This is a genomic window from Niallia sp. XMNu-256, assembly GCF_036670015.1.
Lineage (GTDB): Bacteria > Bacillota > Bacilli > Bacillales > Cytobacillaceae > Bacillus_BD.
On sequence record NZ_CP137636.1, the window covers coordinates 1,209,221 to 1,225,687 of the forward strand.

Genomic DNA, 16,467 nt, shown 5'->3' on the forward strand with positions numbered 1-16,467 from the left:
AAAACAAACTTTGGATGAAAAGGGAGAGATAAAAATGGCTAAAGTGGCTCAAGCAGAATCTGTATTTCTAGAAAAAGCCCGCGAGCTAGTCCCGAAATTATGGGAACGCGCACCAGAAACAGAAAAAATCCGCCGAATACCTGAGGCAACCATGAAGGAATTAAAAGAAGCAGGGTTGATTTCAATGCTTCGCCCCAAACAGTATGGTGGTTATGAAACAAATATGAGAACGTATACAGACGTTATTGTCGAGATTTCCAAGGGCTGTGCTTCTACCGGATGGATCTTGGCACTATGCAGTATCCGCGAATTAATGGTAGCTGAGTCATTTTCTGAAAAAGCCCATCAAGAAATTTTTGGCAGTGGAGAAGATGTTGTATTTGCTGGTGTATATGAGCCGAGAAAGTGTATTGCTCGGAAGGTGAATGGCGGCTATTTAATAGAAGAAGGATATTGGGGATTTTGTTCAGGTTCCTTACATGCCAGTTGGGGATATTTTGGGATGGCGATTGTGGATGAAGAAGGAAAACTTGTCGACCAGGCCTTAATGACCGTGCCGTTTGACGAGATGGAAATTCTCGACGATTGGCACACATTGGGACTACGAGGAACGGGTAGTAACAGTGTGAAAATGCATAATGTGTTTATCCCAGATCACCGGGTTGTATCATTTGATGAAGCTTTAAATGGAAACTTTCAATCCACTCATTTGCGCGATATTCCATTATACAATACGGCTCTTTTCCCAGCACTGATTTTATCGTTAGGTTTACCAGGTTTAGGAGTTGTAAAAGCGGCATTGTCGTTCTTTCAAGAGTTTCTTCCGAACAAAAGAGCCGCTCATATTGGGGTTGAGTATTTAAAGGATTCTCCAAGTTTACATGTACAACTCGCTGAAGCTGCTTTAAAGATTGATTCAGCCGAAATGCACTACTATCGAGTTGCTGATGAGCTTGACAAGTGGGCAGAAAGCGGCGAATACATGGATCGTCCTGCACGAGTTAAAGCTTTAGGGGATATTGGCTTTGCCAATCAACTGTGTAAAGAAGCGCTTGACATATTAATGCTTGCTAGTGGTTCAGGGTTCGCTTATGACGGCCATCCGCTTCAAAGAATATTCCGAGATTTTTGGACACTTTATTCTCACCGTTCACTATCACCATCAATTACGAAAGAAAATTACGGCAGAATTTTATCCGGTTTGCAATCAAATGCAATGAGGTATTAAGAGTTTCCTAGATATACATTTGAATCATATTTTAGCAAAGGGGGATTTACTATGAGTCAAAGCGTTTTGGAGATAAACAAGGAATTGGTGGACAGAGCGCGAACGATGATTCCTGCTTTACGTGAACGGGGAGAAGAAACAGAAAAATACAATCGTATACCTGAGGCGACGATACAAGAGCTAAAAGATAATGGTTTGTTAAAAGTATTGCGTCCGAAAATGTTTGGTGGGCACCAAACAAATATGCGTACCTACACAGAGGTTGTAACAGAAATTTCACGTGGAGATGGATCGGCTGGATGGTTCGTTTCACTTAGTAACATTCGAGATTATATGGTTTCCTACGCATTTGGTGAAAAAGCATTAAATGAGATCTATGAACCTGGCAAAGAAATTGTGCTAGCCGGTAATTTTAAGCCGATTAAATGTGAAATTCGAAAAGTAGAAGGCGGATATTATATTGACGAAGCTCAATGGCCGTTTGTTTCTGGTGGACCACATGCCCATTGGTGTTATTTTGGATTCCCTGTCGATGACGGCAATGGTGGAATGGAAATGGCCATCATGGTTGTTCCACAAGAAGATATCGAAATTCTTGATGATTGGCATGTAATGGGATTAAAAGGATCTGGCAGTAACAGTGTAAGAATTAAAGATGCATTTGTGCCAGAACATCGTGTTTCTTTGGACAGGCTGGCAACAAAAGGCCATTACATGATTGAACCTCTTCAATCGGTTCCGTTATATCAGACGCCATTTGTTCCATCACTGACGTTATCGATTGTCGGTCCGGCACTCGGGCTTGCACAAGCTGCCATGGATCTTCATATGGAACGAGTGAAACGAGCTGGCATTGGGAATACCTTCTATACAAAGATGAGTGAGGCACCTGTTACTCACTTACAAATTGCACAAGCTCAGTTAAAAATTGATTCTGCCGAACTTCATTTATATCGCGCAGTTGATAGACTTGATGCATTCTCAGAAGCAGGACACAAGATGACAATGGAAGAAATTGTCCAAATGAAAGCTGACTTTGGTTATGTAAACCAATTATGTAAAGAAGCCATTGAACTGTTATTAGCAGGAGCTGGATCTGTATTTACGTATGAAAACAACGCCTTCCAAAGAGTATATCGTGACTTCACAACGATGCACTTACATGGATTTATCACACCGTCTAGCTTAATTGAAACATACGGAAGAGTGCTGTGTGGTCAAGAGCCGAATACGTATTTTGTTTAAGAAAAAGAGGTAATGAACGATTGAATTTTCTTAATATTAAAAATTTTAATAGATGGAGGAGTATAAAATGATATTACCAGAAATCGCTAAATTAGGACACGTTGCATTGGTTACACCAGATCTTGAGAAGTCTTTATGGTTTTTTAAAGAATTAATTGGTTTAGAAGAAACTGAAACTGTAGATGGTACCGTCTATTTACGAGCTTGGGGAGACTTTGAACATCATACCCTATCCTTAACCGCAGGCGACAGGGCATATGTAGATCACATCGCATGGAGAACAAAACGCCCAGAAGATGTAGAAGGATTTGCGAAATTACTAGAAGAAGCAGGCACCGAAGTAGAATGGGTCGAAGCAGGAGTCGAAGCGGGTCAAGGGAGAGCGATTCGTTTCCATTTACCAAGTCAACACCGTTTTGAAATTTATTATGATATGGAAAAAACATTGGCGGATCCTGCAAGACGTTCTGTGTTAAAAAATCAAACGTATAAAGCATGGGCACGTGGGGTATCACCACGAAGAATTGATCACGTGAATGTGATGACATCAATGGATGTAAAGATCATTACTGATTTCTTACATGAAAAATTAGGATTTAAAATGCGTGAATATATTAAGGCACCTGATAATTCCTATTTAGCAGGATGGATGAGTGTGACGCCACTTGTGCACGATATTGCGGTTAGTGGGGATCCACATTCACCAACAACGCACCAGATCCACCACATTTCTTACTGGTTGGATAATGCGCAAGATTTACTTCGTGCAGCAGATATCCTAAAAGAACACGGTCTAACATTTAAAGGACCTGGTAAACATGGAATTTCCCAAGCGATGTATGTCTACGTTTGTGACCCAGGAAGCGGCCTACGTGTTGAGTTATTTACAAATGGCTATTTAATCTTTGAACCAGATTGGGAGCCAATTGAGTGGACAATTGATGAGATGGATGTGGGCTTTACATTCTGGGGTGATCAAACGGATACGAATCCAGAAAATAATCCAACTATTGACGCTTCAGGGGGAATTACTGAACCAAAAATAAAAATTTAAGGTTAGTTATTGAGTTAAGAAGTAATCAAGAACTTTTGCCTTACGTATCATCCGACCATCGAAGCCTGATGGGAATGAAACGAATAATAGTTTTTTAAATAAGCCATCAGTGGGGGATTGAAAAAGGCTAACATCGCGGAATTCGATGCGTAGTAAAGCCCCCTGCTGATGGAATTTCTATTTTTTGCTTGATTTAGATTTTGCTTCACATTGGAAAAAACTAAGGTGAATGATTGGATTAGTATCGCCACATTTGGCGGGGTGTTATTGTCAATCATACTTTTATTAGAGGCTGGGCTTATCGGAGTGCTTTTTGCCTTATTTTTGTTATCTCATGTGTGGGAGTTGTGAAAACCTCCGTTTTTTCCTTAGCGATGGAAAGTCAAGGGAAATCGGCAGGAAGTGCTGCAGACTATTTAGGACTCATGCCTTTCGTTTTAGGTGCAATGACAGCTCCATTAGAAGGCATAGGAAACGGACTTTTAGCCTGGCCAATGGCGTTCGTGATCTTTTTATGTGAAGTGATTGCTGTGATTTCCTATCTATCTCTTGTTAAAAAGGAAAATAATCAATGGTTTATAAGGTCTGCTATGTTTATGTGCATGAGGACCCTTTAATGTTTAAGGAGGAATGTAATTGAAAATTAGATCTCCCCCCTTTTTTCTTTTGGAGTTATGTTTTCGGAAATCTTATTACTAGGAGAGCGGAAAGATTTAAAGGTAAATCTTACTAGTAATACTAGAATAGAATGATGTCTAGTAACATTTCCATCTAAAATTGTAGAAATATTCACATAATTATGTTTCAGAAAGTTAGTTTAATAATCTTTATCCTATTTTAGGGAAAGAGGTGGAGTAAGTATGAAAGTTAATTCGTTAAGATTCTTCTTAATCCTGTTATTTTTGCCCGCATTCTTTCTAGGAGCATGTTCTCCAAAAACAGATCAGACGGTGGTCGAACAAAGAGGGGGTGAGGAAGATGGAGTCCCGCAAAAAGGGGGAGAAGCCACCTTTGCCTATGAAGCAGACGCAGGTAATTTTGACCCAATAAAAGCAAGTTCTGGCATAAATTTTCCTTTACTTCGTCCGGTGTATGATACATTGGTAGAATTTACCCCTGAGCTTGAACCTGTACCAGGACTTGCAGAGTCATGGGAATTTCAGGGTGAGAAAACATTGGTGCTTACATTGCGGAAAGGAGTTACGTTCCAAGATGGCACACCCTTTAATGCGGAATCCGTTAAATTTAATATCGAACGCGTCAATTCAACTGACTCTACTGTAACAGAATTAGCAAATGTTAAAAGTGTAGAAGTTGTGGATGAAACAACCGTGAAATTGCATTTGTCACAGCCGGATTCATCCCTGTTACTGGCGCTCTCCTACACCGGTGGGATGATGGTTTCTCCATCAGCTGTGAAAAAATATGGTGAGGACTTTTCCCAAAATCCAGTTGGTACGGGTCCGTTTAAGGTAGTTAACCACATTCCAAATGGAGAAATCGTTTATGAAGCAAATGAGAGTTATTGGAAAAATGGACAGCCTTTTTTAGATAAAATGACAATAAAAATTATGCCGGATGAAACGACTAGAATCAATGCTCTAAGATCAGGTGAGGTTGATTTTGCAGAAAATATATCGCCTGGGAATGTTGTGAGCTTGGAAAAAGATGAAAAAATCAATTTTGAAAAAATAACATCTGTTCCATTTAAAGTCATTTATCTTAATGCCCAGAAACCACCTCTTAATAACAAAGCGGTAAGGCAGGCCATTAACCACAGCATTGACCGTGAAGCCCTTGTTCACGCTATTAATTTTGGAAGTGGGGAGCCTGCATATCAGCCTTTTCCAAAGGGGTATTGGGCACACGATGAAACAGTAAAAATTGATTATGATCCAAAAAAGGCAAAGAAAATTCTCAAAGAAGCAAAAGTTGAAGATGCTTCATTTAAAATGATTCACCTTTCCAATGCCTATGATTCAAGGTTAGCAGAGGCAGTTAAGGGGCAACTTCAAGAGGTAGGTATTGAAGTTGAATTACAGCCTATGGAATACCAAGCAGCGATTTCGACTTTCTTCGCAGAAAGGAAAGAGACAAGCTATTTAAATCGCTGGTCAGGACGCCCTGATCCTCAATTAACAGCTGAAGGTGTATTTTCGATTGAGAGTTATTTTTCTTCCGGTCATTCAACCGATGAAATTGAAAATCTACTTTACAAAGCTGGTACTACCTTTGATCAAGAGGAGCGTAAAAAACTATACGCTGAACTTAACAGACAGGCCGTATTAGAAGAAGCGATCGTGATTCCGCTGTTTTTTACTCCAAGGACAGCTATTATGAATCATTCTTTAAAGGGGTATGAGCCAAATATGCTGGAAAGGCCAATGTTTTCAACTGTTTGGAAATCCCAATAACGACAATGATCGAGGGAGAGGATTAGAATGTTTTTAAAATTCTTACTGAGACGCTTTTTATATGTGATTCCGATGTTAGTGATTACAACCTTTATTGTTTTTTCGTTTATTCTTTTAATTCCAGGGGATCCTGTTCTGGCATTGTTAGGAGAAAATGCAACACCTGAAAAAATTGCACAATTACGGAAGGAATTAGGTCTTGATCAATCAGTCTTTTTTCAATACTTTGATTGGATAAAAAACGTGTCACAGGGGGATTTAGGGCGTTCATTACTTACAGGGGAATTAGTCCATGAAGCAGTGTTTGGACGATTAGCAGTCACATTTCAACTTGTGGTTGTCGCAATGATTATTTCGATTATAGGTGGAATGTTCTTTGCGATTACATCGGTATACTTTCCAAATAGTTGGATGGATTACACAGCCCGTTTTTTTGGAACGCTTGGGACAGCGATCCCAAATTTTTGGCTTGCGATGCTCCTGATTTTATTCTTCAGTCTTAAGCTCGGTTGGGTTCCTGCCACCGGTTTTACGAGTATTACGGAGGAGCCAGTTGCATTTTTAAAAGGAATTTTGCTGCCAGCTTTTTCACTAGGTGCAGCTGGTACGGCTCAAATTACGAGACATTTACGATCATCGCTAATAGAAGTGATGAGTACTGACTATGTGCGTACGGCTTACTCTAAAGGGGTTAATCGCATGCAGGCTATTTTCCAACACGGCATTCAGAATGCAATGCTGCCTGTTGTCACAACAATTGGTATTTTATTTGGGAATTTACTGGGAGCAACTGTTGTTGTTGAAACCATTTTTGCTATTCCTGGGGCAGGCCAGCTTGCAGTCCAATCCATCTTACAACGCGACTTCACGATGCTACAAGGTGTTGTATTGATTATGATTGTGATTGTCATCTTGATTAACTTTATTACGGATATATTATATGCCGCCTTAGATCCCCGTATTGAGTATTAAGGAAGGAGCTGAAAACATGCGTTTAAAATTTCTATTTAAACAATTAATGTCTGAACGACTTGCTTTTGTCAGCTTTCTCTTTTTACTGTGTCTTGCTGTTATTTCACTGATTGCTCCCTATATCGTTCCATATGATCCGTTAAAACAGGATTTAATGAATGTGATGGCAGCGCCCAGTATGCAGCATTGGTTAGGGACTGATGAACTTGGAAGGGATATTTTCAGCAGATTATTAATGGGGACGAAAGCAGCAATCCAAGCCGGTTTATTTGCAATTCTCATCCCCCTTTGTATTGGTGTGCCAATGGGGATTCTATCTGGTTACTTAGGTGGAGTCGTTGATGACATTTTTATGAGAGTCGTAGACGGAATTATTGCGATTCCGACTATTTTGCTTGCGTTAGGGATTACAGGTGCACTGGGTATTAGTTTGTGGAATGCGATGATCGCAATTGGTATTGTTTCAATCCCTCAGTTTGCGAGACTTGCAAGAGGACAAACCCTGCAGGTTCGTTCTGAGCCATATGTAGAAGCTTCGAAAATTTCCGGTGCAAATGCCGTCTGGATTATGTTCAGGCATATCATTCCGAATATCACGCCAATGATCATCGTACAAGCATCCTTTAATTTAAGTTATGCGATTCTTGTTGAAGCATCGCTAAGTTTTCTAGGCATGGGAGCGCAATCCCCTCAAATCAGCTGGGGAAATATGATTCAACAGTCTTATAGTTTGATTAATATTAATGCTTGGTTAATTGTTTATCCAGGATTGGCGATTATTCTAACAGTACTTGCCGGAAACTTCCTCGGGGACGGCCTGCGTACAGCGCTCGATCCGAAATATAAAAAGGCCTAAAAAAGGAGGGCGAGTAGTTATGAAGACAGATGATATTCCATTACTTGAGGTAAAGAATCTGGAGACTTTCATCCCAACACCAAAAGGGGAAATCAAACCTGTAGGCGGTGTCTCATTCTCGATAAAAAAGGGTGAAATTGTTGCATTAGTAGGAGAATCAGGAAGTGGAAAAAGTGTTTCCTCCCTCTCCATTATGGGGCTTAATTCAAGTGCGATTCAATATAAACCTGAAAGTGAAATTCTATTTGAAGGAAAGGACTTACTAAAGTTAAAGGAAAGGGACATGAGGAAAATACGAGGTAATGATATTTCAATGATTTTTCAAGATCCAATGTTCTCCCTTAATCCTGTTCATCCGATTGGTAAGCAAATTGCCGAAACCATTGTTCTGCATAAAAGAGTGAAATATAAAGAGGCGGAAAAAACAGCACTAGATTTATTAAACAAAGTCGGCATCCCCGATCCGAAGAGACGATTAAAAAATTATCCTCATCAGATGTCAGGAGGGATGAGACAAAGAGTGATGATCGCTATGGCGCTTGCCTGTAATCCTAAACTGATTATTGCCGATGAACCGACTACTGCACTTGATGTAACGATACAAGCTCAAATTCTTACTTTACTACGAAATTTGCAACAGGAGTTTGGGATTTCGATTTTGCTAATCACACATGACCTTGGAGTTGTAGCTGAAATAGCAGACCGTGTCCTTGTCATGTATTGCGGGAAAATAGTTGAAGAGGGAACGGTGGATGAAATCTTTGAACATCCGATGCATCCATATACAAAAGGGTTAATGGCAAGTGTTCCAGAGTTATATGGTCCGTCAAGAGAAAAATTAGAAACGATTCCGGGAACTGTACCGAACCCGCTAGAATTGCCGTCCGGATGTAACTTTGTTAATCGCTGTGAATATGCAATAGACAGATGCAGACAGGAAGAACCCTCTTTGATCCAGCACAAGTTAGGTAATCAAGTATCATGCTGGAATCCACTTAAATATGAAGGAGTGGGAGAACAAAATGACAAAACCTATAGTCTCTCTTAAAGGAGTTAAAAAATATTTTCCTGTCGGTAGCGGCCTTTTTGGAAAAAAAGATCAGTTTGTGAAGGCAGTGGATGGAGTAAGTTTAGATATTTATCCTGGAGAAACGGTTGGTTTGGTTGGAGAGTCTGGGAGTGGAAAGTCTACTACAGGAAGAATGGTTGTCGGGCTATCCAAGCCAACAGACGGTAAAATCTATTTCGAAGGTAAAAAAATAAGTGAATATCGAAATAAGAAAGAATTAGGGAAGCATTTACAAATGATTTTTCAAGATCCCTATTCCTCATTAAACCCTAGAATGACAGTAGCCGATATTATTGCGGAACCACTAGTCCTTCATAGAATAGGGTCAAAAAAAGAAATAAGGAAGAGAGTCGATGAACTGTTGGAAAGAGTCGGCCTCGCTTCGTATCATGGCAGTCGTTACCCAATTGAATTTTCCGGTGGGCAGAGACAAAGAATCGGTATTGCTCGAGCACTTGCATTAAAGCCTAAACTTATTGTTTGTGATGAACCTGTTTCCGCCTTAGACGTTTCTATTCAGGCTCAAATCTTGAATCTCTTAAAAGAAATTCAAGAAGAAATGGGGATATCATATCTTTTTATTGCGCATGGAATTCAAGCCGTAAAACATATAAGCGACAGAGTTGCTGTTATGTATCTTGGCAGAATGATTGAGGTAGCAGAAACAGAGGAATTATTTGCTAATCCACGTCACCCATATACAGAGGCGTTGTTGGCCGCTGTACCACTACCAGATCCGAACTTGAGGGAAAGGGAGAGGATCATTTTAAAGGGGGATCTGCCGAGTCCAACAAATCCACCGCAGGGTTGTCATTTTCATACACGCTGTCTAGCCGCGATGGAGAAATGTAAGAACATCCAGCCTATTTTAACACCTTTATCTCATCAAAATTTAACGGCTTGTTTATTGTACGAAGAATCTTTATTTCAGTAAAAATTGAATATATTTATTGACTTATGATCTCAGGTTAAGTAAAAACCAATAAAAATCATTGAAAATACAGAGAGAAGTTAAGGGTTTTTTCCTCTAGAAAAAATATACGGAATTTTCTAATATTTAGTTAAGGTCATGAAAAGGAAAAATAAAAAAGGAGGGCTGCAACTGCATGGAAACGATTTATCTGAACCAAGACAATCTCATGCTATGGCAGAAAAAGGCAGACCTGAGTGTCATGGCGTTAGGATTTTTTGATGGGGTTCATAAAGGTCACTTAAAAGTCATTGAGACCGCCTATCAAATAGCCAGAGAAAAAGAACAGCTACTGGCCGTGATGAGTTTTTTCCCTCATCCAAAATCCGTTTTATCTGACGGAAGAAAAACGATTGATTATTTAATGCCTCTTTCTTCAAAGGAGAAATTGCTGAGTGATTTAGGTGTGGACAGATTCTATATTGTTCAATTCACGAAAGAATTTGCAGCGCTTTCACCAGAAAGGTTTACAGCCCAATATTTATTGGGACTTGGTGTCACCCATGCAGTTGCAGGCTTCGATTATACGTATGGATCAAAGGGCATTGGCAATATGGACCGGCTGAAAGACGATTCCGGTGGTCTTCTAGAAGTAACAAAAGTTTCCAAAGTAGAGTGCCGAGGAGAAAAAATTAGTTCAACCTCTCTGCGTGAGAAATTAGCACAAGGAAAAGTGGAAGAGGTTAGTAAATTACTAGGACGGCCCTATGAAGTAGAGTGTGAATGGAACGGTGCTTCCCTTAAGGTTCAGCCTTACTATACGCTGCCTCGACCAGGTAGATATGCCATCACAATAAAAGGGGACCCCAGCAATCAAGAGGTCGAAGTGATCGTAAATGAACAAAAACGGTTAATCCCATTAAATCGTATGACTACATTTCTTACTAGTTATCGTGGCCCACTTACCATCAAATGGCATCAACAGATTTATGGAGAAACCGCCATGGTTGAAAAGAAATTGATTCATATTATCTAAGAATTTAAGCATACAGTCGAAATTAAAATTTTGTAAATAGGTGGCTATCAATCATGTCAAAAACGAAAGAATTTCAGAAGCTTTTAACAGAACCAGGTGCTTTTATCCTGCCAGGTGCCTATGATGCGATGTCAGCAAGATTAATCGAGGAAATTGGATTTAAGGCGATCTACGCGACAGGTGCAGGAATTTCAAATGCTCAATTAGGATGGGCGGATGTAGGTTTAACAAGCTTAAAAGAAGTAGTTGATATTGTTACTCGTATGGCAGACGTGACTTCCATTCCGATTGTAGTAGATGCGGATACGGGGTTTGGAAATGCCATTAATGTGATGAGAACAGTAAGAGAATTTGAAAGAGCAGGAGTCGCTGCGATTCAACTGGAAGATCAAGTTTCGCCGAAGAAATGTGGGCATTTCAATGGAAAAGACGTGATTTCAAAAGAAGAAATGGTCGGCAAAATTAAGGCTGCACTGGATACAAGACAGGATGAAAATTTGGCGATTATGGCTAGGACAGATGCTGTAGCCGTCCATGGAGTGGAAGAGGCAATTGAAAGGGCTCATGCTTATGCAGAAGCTGGAGCTGACATCATCTTTGTCGAAGCTCCAACCACACTTGAGCAGTTACGACAAATCACTAGTTCATTAAAAGGAATTCCACAAGTTCTTAATTTAGTAGAAGGTGGAAAAACTCCACTTGTTTCATTAAATGAAGCGGAAGAGTTGGGATTTAAGATTATGTTATGTGCAAATACAGCCCTTCGCTCAGCTATTAAAGGAATTACTGATTCTTTAAGAGTGTTAAAAGAAGAGGGATCTCATGATAATGTATTGGACTTTATTTGTACTTGGGAAGAAAGACAGTCCCTTTTCAAGCTAGATCAAATAAAGCAATGGGAAAAAGAGTATTCACACAGTTAAGAAGTCGTTTCTAATGACTGGATATAAGGTGGTTAAATAAAAATGGAAAAGGTGGTAAAACGAATGGAAAACATCGTAACAACAGTTGAATCGAAAAGTATTAGTCTTGATTTAGCCAATAAAATGATTGAAGCAGCCGTAGCAAAAGGAAAAGAACTTGGAATGCCATTTAGCATTACAATTGTTGATAAACCAGGAAATTTAAGAGCATTTGCAGCAATGGATGGTGCTCTTCCATTAAGTATCGAAGTCGCTCAAAATAAAGCCTTCTCTGCAGCTGTATATAACCGAGCAACGCATGAATGGTATGACAGAATTAAGGATGATCCGCCATTGCTACACGGAATTGTTCATACAGAAAGATTGGTCATCTTTGGCGGAGGCTACCCAATTAAAATCAATGGAGAGCTAATCGGAGGCATCGGCGTTAGCGGCGGTCACTACACACATGATATGCAAGTATGTGAAGCGGCATTAGAAGTGTTAAAAAACCTAGAATAAGGAAGATGAGAGATTATGGAAACTTTTGACTTAATCATATTGGGTGGCGGATTAGCTGGAATGTGTGCAGCTGTTGAGGCAGGAGAAGAAGGCGCAAGCGTCCTTCTTCTCGAAAAACAGGATGAGCTTGGCGGCAGCACCGTTCTTAGTTCGGGATATATGGCGTTTTCTGGTACAGATATGCAAGAGAATGCTGGAATTACAGATTCAGTTGAATCACTAATGAGCGATTTGATTGAGGTTGGCGGGGGCGTCAATAACCCTGAGTTAATTAAAACTTATGGTCAGTATCAATTTGAAACGTATCAATGGCTTAAAGACCATGGAGTCGAATTCCGAACACTGCAAGCCGTAAGCGGACATAGTGTACCGCGCGGGCATACGATTGATCCGCATCAAGGAATTCAGGCGTTATATAAACGAGTGAAGGAGCTTCCAAATGTAACGATCCGCTTTAATTCTCCTGCAAAGAGGCTTTTAAAGAACAAAGAAAACATCATTGATCGTGTTTTATACGAAACAGAAGCTGAAAGCGTTATTGTTGCGGCAACAAAAGGAGTTTTACTATCTTCTGGTGGATTTGCGAATAGTGAAGAACTACTCCAAAAGTTTGCGCCCCATCTTGATGGCGCATTAAGAATAAGCGGGGAAGGAAATGTTGGAGAAGGGTTAAAGATGGCATGGGAACATGGAGCCACGATCCTTGACCGTCAATACTTAAGCGGAACATACGGATTTCACCCATCGGCCAGCAGCGCAGTCAAGTCGCAAGGACTAGCTTTTTATAAGGGCGGGATTATCGTCAATCAAGATGGAAAGCGCTTTATCGATGAATCCCTTTCTTATAAATTATTAGGAAATGCCGCGCTGAAGCAGGCTGAAGGGATTACTTATCAAATCTGGGATCAGAATGTGATGGATCAAGCGGTCCATGATGATCCGTTGTATGATTTTCAATTATTAAAACGCCGTCGTCTTCTTTACCAAGTCGATACATTAGAGGAACTAGCAGACTGCATTGATGTACCAGTTGAGGTGTTATCAAAAACCATAACTACTTATAATAACGGCGTTCGAAACGGGGCAGAACCTGAATTTGGCCGTAAATCCCTTACACATAATTATGGAATGCCAACTCCGATCGAAAAAGCGCCATTTTACGCGTTTGAATCAACCGTTGCGATGTTGGCCACTTATGCTGGAGTAGCTGTAAATTCCGATGGACAAGTTCTCAACGCTTTCAATGAGCCGATTTTAGGGCTTTACGCAGCGGGAGAAGTAACAGGTGGATTCCATGGTGCTGGTTATGTAACGGGTTCATCCCTTGGCAAATGTGCTGTATTCGGAAGACTGGCTGTTCGTAACGCATTAAAAAAGGAAATCAAAGTTTGATTGAAAGTTATAGGGCAGTTCGTTTATATAAAAATTTGAAATAATGATATAGAGGAGGGAAAATGTTGAAAATTTGGCATCAAAGCTTAACAAGTATTGAAGAAGTAGTTGCATACCGAGAGGCTGTCATCAATCATATTGATCGGGTAGCACGTCCTGGGGTAGAGGTTGTTCTACATGGAATGTCAAAAGGTACGTATCCTAGCCAATATCCTGGTCACTTTATTACGTATTCCTATCTACAAAATCTTCACCGCGAGCAATTTGTTCGTGCCGCGTTAATGGCTGAAAGCGCAGGATATGATGCCATGTTTATCGGAACAATCCCGGATGTCGGGCTGCTTGAAGCACGTACACTTGTCGATATTCCGGTTGTGGGATATGGTCAGGCTTCTTTTCATATGGCATCCATGCTTGGGGACACCATTGGGGTTGTCAATTTCTTGGCCCCGCTCGCTGATGAACTCCGCCAAAATGCCGAACGCTATGGTCTCGGTGGAAAATTAGGACCGATTGTTCAAACAGAAGTTGGTTTTAATGATATTCTAGGTGGATTCCAAAACCCAGAACCGATTATCGAGGCGTTTAAAAAGGCAGCGGAGAAGGCCATTTCCCAAGGAGCTGATGTCATCGTTCCAGGGGAAGGACCGATGAATGTATTCTTGGCCACACATGGGGTGTCAAGAATTGAAGATGTTCCAATTGTTGACTCGTTTGCGTCAGGAATCAAAATGTGTGAAGCCTTAGTTGATTTGAAAGAAAACTCTGGGGTCTATATGACACGTAAGGGATACTATAATGCCAAGCCGCCTGCAGAAGCAGTTGCAAGGCTTCGAGAATTGTACGGATTAGAACCTGTACCAGATCCGAAAAATGATCAAGGCCTTCCAGTTAGAGGAGAACAAAAAGCATCCATATAGTTATAGTTCGCCTTTAAAAATTTGAAATATTCCTAATTTAAACACATATGTGAGAGGTGAATCATACATGCATATCGTTGTATGTTTAAAGCAGGTCGTTGATCCGGAGATCCCACCGCGTTATTTCAAAATCGATCCTGCAACGAACCGGCCTGAGGAAGGAAGCGGAGATATGGTAATGGATTCCTACGCTGAAAATGCTCTAGAAGCTGCGATTCAACTCAGAGACAAGATCGATGGAGCAACGGTGACAGCCCTTTGTCTTGGGGATGAAGAATCAGATGATGTACTCCGCAGAGCATTAGCCTTTACTGCTGATCAAGCGGTTCGTATTTGGGATGATGAATGGGAAAATTTAGACGGACAAGCAGTCGGGTATATCCTTTCTCAGGCGATTAAAAAATTAGGTGATGTGGATTTGGTTTTGACTGGTTACCAAGCAAGTGACATAGAAGAGGGTCTAGTTGGAACGGTAATTGCAGAGGAGCTGAACATTCCAAGTGTAACACTTTCCTCCCAATTTGAGACAGACGGTACCAGAATTCAAGCAGTTTGTGAGACAGAAACGAGCCATGCAATAAAGGATGTTCCAATGCCTGCAGTGATTACGATCGTTAGCTCTGAAAACAATGTACCACGCCTTCCAAAGGTAAAGGATATTCGTTTAGCGAGAAGTAAACCAATTAACGAACTTGGAATCGATGATTTAGATGGCTTGAATTTTGAACTTTGTCAGCCAGCGGTTTTACTACAAAAGGTTTTTGTTCCCGATCGGGAAGTGAATTGTGAAATCCTAACTGGCAGTGATGACTCTCAAATCGCTAATAGCCTAACACATAAGCTACTAGAATTAAAAGTTTTATAGGAGGTGATCTAGATGGTCAAAGTGCTCATTTATGCAGCCCAAAAAGAGGGAAAATTGGACTCCAATGCAATCGAGGCGTTATCCTTTGGCACACGCTTGGCTGAAGCCGCTTCAATTGAAATGGAGGCGGTTCTTGTTGGTACAGGTGCAAAGGAAGGTGCGAAAGAAGCCATAACCTACGGAGCACAGCAAGCTTATACAATCGATAATCCTTTATTAGATGAGTATCAGACTGAATTGTATTCCCATGCAATTACTTCCGCTTTTCAACAGGCTGAAGCTGATATATTCATTCTTCCTTTTGATAAAAAAGGTAAGGATTTGCTCGGACGGGTTGCAACACGTGTTTCGGCAGCTGCCATAACCGAAGTGGTTGATTTTAAAGCAGAGGCTGACGAAATAAACTGGATTCGTCCAATTTATGGGGATAAAGCTTACGGAGAATATACGGTTAATCGTAAAAAAGTCGTAGTTGGCCTTCGTCCGAAGTCCTGCGAAAAAATCGAAGCGGATGATAATAGAACAGGAACGATCACTGCTATTGATTGTGAATTATCCCAAGAGATGGTTGTGACAAAGCTGGTTGAAAAAATTGAATCCAGTTTATCTGGAATTCGCCTAGAAGATGCACGTGTCATTGTTTCCGGTGGAAGAGGACTTGGCAGCTCCGAAGCTTTTGATGAAATCCAAGAGTTAGCAGATGTTTTAAATGGTGCAGTTGGTGCATCAAGAGCAGCCTGTGATGCAGGATGGGTGCCATCCCAATATCAAGTCGGCCAAACAGGAGCGGTTGTCGCACCAGATCTATATATTGCGATTGGAATATCAGGGGCAAGTCAACACCTTTCAGGAATTACGAATGCGAAAACGGTAGTAGCCATCAACAATGACGCTGAAGCTCCTATTTTCAAAAGAGCAAACTTCGGGATCGTGGCTGATTATAAGACGGTCATCCCTGCTCTAACGGAAGCACTAAAGCAGAAGATCGGCTAAATTCGTTTATCCTATAATGCTAGATTTTAAGATAACTACATTTCAGCAGAAGTCTGCTCATTTAAAGCTAATGGCTGAATGTAAAATAT

Annotated in this window: 17 protein-coding genes; all 17 read left to right on the forward strand. The window is 40.7% G+C overall.

Going from position 1 to position 16,467, the window contains the following annotated elements:
- The first annotated feature begins 34 nt into the window (after positions 1–34).
- The gene (locus R4Z10_RS06170; RefSeq protein ID WP_338472329.1) at positions 35–1,228 is read left to right on the forward strand and encodes an acyl-CoA dehydrogenase family protein; all 1,194 of its coding nucleotides are present in this window, start codon (positions 35–37) and stop codon (positions 1,226–1,228) included.
- Between the two features lie 51 nt (positions 1,229–1,279).
- Positions 1,280–2,473 carry an acyl-CoA dehydrogenase family protein gene (locus R4Z10_RS06175; RefSeq protein WP_338472330.1) on the forward strand — a complete coding sequence of 398 codons (1,194 nt, stop codon included), beginning with the start codon at positions 1,280–1,282 and terminating at the stop codon, positions 2,471–2,473.
- 67 nt (positions 2,474–2,540) lie between these two features.
- Complete coding sequence (locus R4Z10_RS06180) at positions 2,541–3,527, forward strand: VOC family protein (protein WP_338472331.1); 987 nt, start codon at positions 2,541–2,543, stop codon at positions 3,525–3,527.
- 210 nt (positions 3,528–3,737) lie between these two features.
- Entirely contained in the window at positions 3,738–3,878 is a 141-nt protein-coding gene (locus R4Z10_RS06185) for a hypothetical protein (RefSeq protein WP_338472332.1), read from the forward strand.
- Entirely contained in the window at positions 3,875–4,144 is a 270-nt protein-coding gene (locus tag R4Z10_RS06190) for a hypothetical protein (protein WP_338472333.1), read from the forward strand. The genes R4Z10_RS06185 and R4Z10_RS06190 overlap by 4 nt, the downstream gene beginning before the upstream one ends.
- 243 nt (positions 4,145–4,387) lie before the next feature.
- Positions 4,388–5,941: an ABC transporter substrate-binding protein gene (locus R4Z10_RS06195; RefSeq protein ID WP_338472334.1), complete on the forward strand. Its 1,554-nt coding sequence runs from the start codon at positions 4,388–4,390 to the stop codon at positions 5,939–5,941.
- Between the two features lie 27 nt (positions 5,942–5,968).
- Positions 5,969–6,913 carry an ABC transporter permease gene (locus R4Z10_RS06200; RefSeq protein WP_338472335.1) on the forward strand — a complete coding sequence of 315 codons (945 nt, stop codon included), beginning with the start codon at positions 5,969–5,971 and terminating at the stop codon, positions 6,911–6,913.
- 16 nt (positions 6,914–6,929) lie between these two features.
- Positions 6,930–7,769, forward strand: coding sequence for an ABC transporter permease (locus tag R4Z10_RS06205; protein ID WP_338472336.1), 840 nt, complete (start codon positions 6,930–6,932; stop codon positions 7,767–7,769).
- A 19-nt stretch (positions 7,770–7,788) separates the two neighbouring features.
- On the forward strand, positions 7,789–8,817 hold the full coding sequence (locus R4Z10_RS06210; protein WP_338472337.1) for an ABC transporter ATP-binding protein: 1,029 nt from the start codon (positions 7,789–7,791) through the stop codon (positions 8,815–8,817).
- On the forward strand, positions 8,792–9,772 hold the full coding sequence (locus tag R4Z10_RS06215) for an ABC transporter ATP-binding protein (protein WP_338472338.1): 981 nt from the start codon (positions 8,792–8,794) through the stop codon (positions 9,770–9,772). Before R4Z10_RS06210 ends, R4Z10_RS06215 begins: the two co-directional genes overlap by 26 nt.
- A 172-nt stretch (positions 9,773–9,944) precedes the next feature.
- Positions 9,945–10,784, forward strand: coding sequence for an FAD synthetase family protein (locus R4Z10_RS06220; RefSeq protein ID WP_338472339.1), 840 nt, complete (start codon positions 9,945–9,947; stop codon positions 10,782–10,784).
- Positions 10,785–10,837: 53 nt separating this feature from the next.
- Positions 10,838–11,707, forward strand: a complete 870-nt coding sequence (locus R4Z10_RS06225; protein WP_338472340.1) for an oxaloacetate decarboxylase — start codon at positions 10,838–10,840, stop codon at positions 11,705–11,707.
- A 42-nt stretch (positions 11,708–11,749) separates the two neighbouring features.
- Positions 11,750–12,208 (forward strand): heme-binding protein, encoded by a 459-nt coding sequence (locus R4Z10_RS06230; RefSeq protein WP_338472341.1) that lies wholly within the window; start codon positions 11,750–11,752, stop codon positions 12,206–12,208.
- Positions 12,209–12,223: 15 nt separating this feature from the next.
- Complete coding sequence (locus tag R4Z10_RS06235; protein WP_338472342.1) at positions 12,224–13,600, forward strand: flavocytochrome c; 1,377 nt, start codon at positions 12,224–12,226, stop codon at positions 13,598–13,600.
- A gap of 65 nt (positions 13,601–13,665) precedes the next feature.
- Complete coding sequence (locus R4Z10_RS06240; RefSeq protein ID WP_338472343.1) at positions 13,666–14,520, forward strand: aspartate/glutamate racemase family protein; 855 nt, start codon at positions 13,666–13,668, stop codon at positions 14,518–14,520.
- 67 nt (positions 14,521–14,587) lie between these two features.
- Positions 14,588–15,385, forward strand: coding sequence for an electron transfer flavoprotein subunit beta/FixA family protein (locus R4Z10_RS06245; protein WP_338472344.1), 798 nt, complete (start codon positions 14,588–14,590; stop codon positions 15,383–15,385).
- Positions 15,386–15,397: 12 nt separating this feature from the next.
- Complete coding sequence (locus R4Z10_RS06250) at positions 15,398–16,378, forward strand: electron transfer flavoprotein subunit alpha/FixB family protein (protein ID WP_338472345.1); 981 nt, start codon at positions 15,398–15,400, stop codon at positions 16,376–16,378.
- Positions 16,379–16,467 lie beyond the last annotated feature (89 nt).

Coding starts and splice junctions, on each gene's coding strand:
- R4Z10_RS06170 (WP_338472329.1), top strand. CDS start 35: ATGGCTAAAGTGGCTCAAGCAGAATCTGTATTTCTAGAAAAAGCCCGC.
- R4Z10_RS06180 (WP_338472331.1), top strand. CDS start 2,541: ATGATATTACCAGAAATCGCTAAATTAGGACACGTTGCATTGGTTACA.
- R4Z10_RS06230 (WP_338472341.1), top strand. CDS start 11,750: ATGGAAAAGGTGGTAAAACGAATGGAAAACATCGTAACAACAGTTGAA.
- R4Z10_RS06225 (WP_338472340.1), top strand. CDS start 10,838: ATGTCAAAAACGAAAGAATTTCAGAAGCTTTTAACAGAACCAGGTGCT.
- R4Z10_RS06195 (WP_338472334.1), top strand. CDS start 4,388: ATGAAAGTTAATTCGTTAAGATTCTTCTTAATCCTGTTATTTTTGCCC.
- R4Z10_RS06250 (WP_338472345.1), top strand. CDS start 15,398: ATGGTCAAAGTGCTCATTTATGCAGCCCAAAAAGAGGGAAAATTGGAC.
- R4Z10_RS06205 (WP_338472336.1), top strand. CDS start 6,930: ATGCGTTTAAAATTTCTATTTAAACAATTAATGTCTGAACGACTTGCT.
- R4Z10_RS06245 (WP_338472344.1), top strand. CDS start 14,588: ATGCATATCGTTGTATGTTTAAAGCAGGTCGTTGATCCGGAGATCCCA.
- R4Z10_RS06220 (WP_338472339.1), top strand. CDS start 9,945: ATGGAAACGATTTATCTGAACCAAGACAATCTCATGCTATGGCAGAAA.
- R4Z10_RS06200 (WP_338472335.1), top strand. CDS start 5,969: ATGTTTTTAAAATTCTTACTGAGACGCTTTTTATATGTGATTCCGATG.
- R4Z10_RS06175 (WP_338472330.1), top strand. CDS start 1,280: ATGAGTCAAAGCGTTTTGGAGATAAACAAGGAATTGGTGGACAGAGCG.
- R4Z10_RS06235 (WP_338472342.1), top strand. CDS start 12,224: ATGGAAACTTTTGACTTAATCATATTGGGTGGCGGATTAGCTGGAATG.
- R4Z10_RS06215 (WP_338472338.1), top strand. CDS start 8,792: ATGACAAAACCTATAGTCTCTCTTAAAGGAGTTAAAAAATATTTTCCT.
- R4Z10_RS06210 (WP_338472337.1), top strand. CDS start 7,789: ATGAAGACAGATGATATTCCATTACTTGAGGTAAAGAATCTGGAGACT.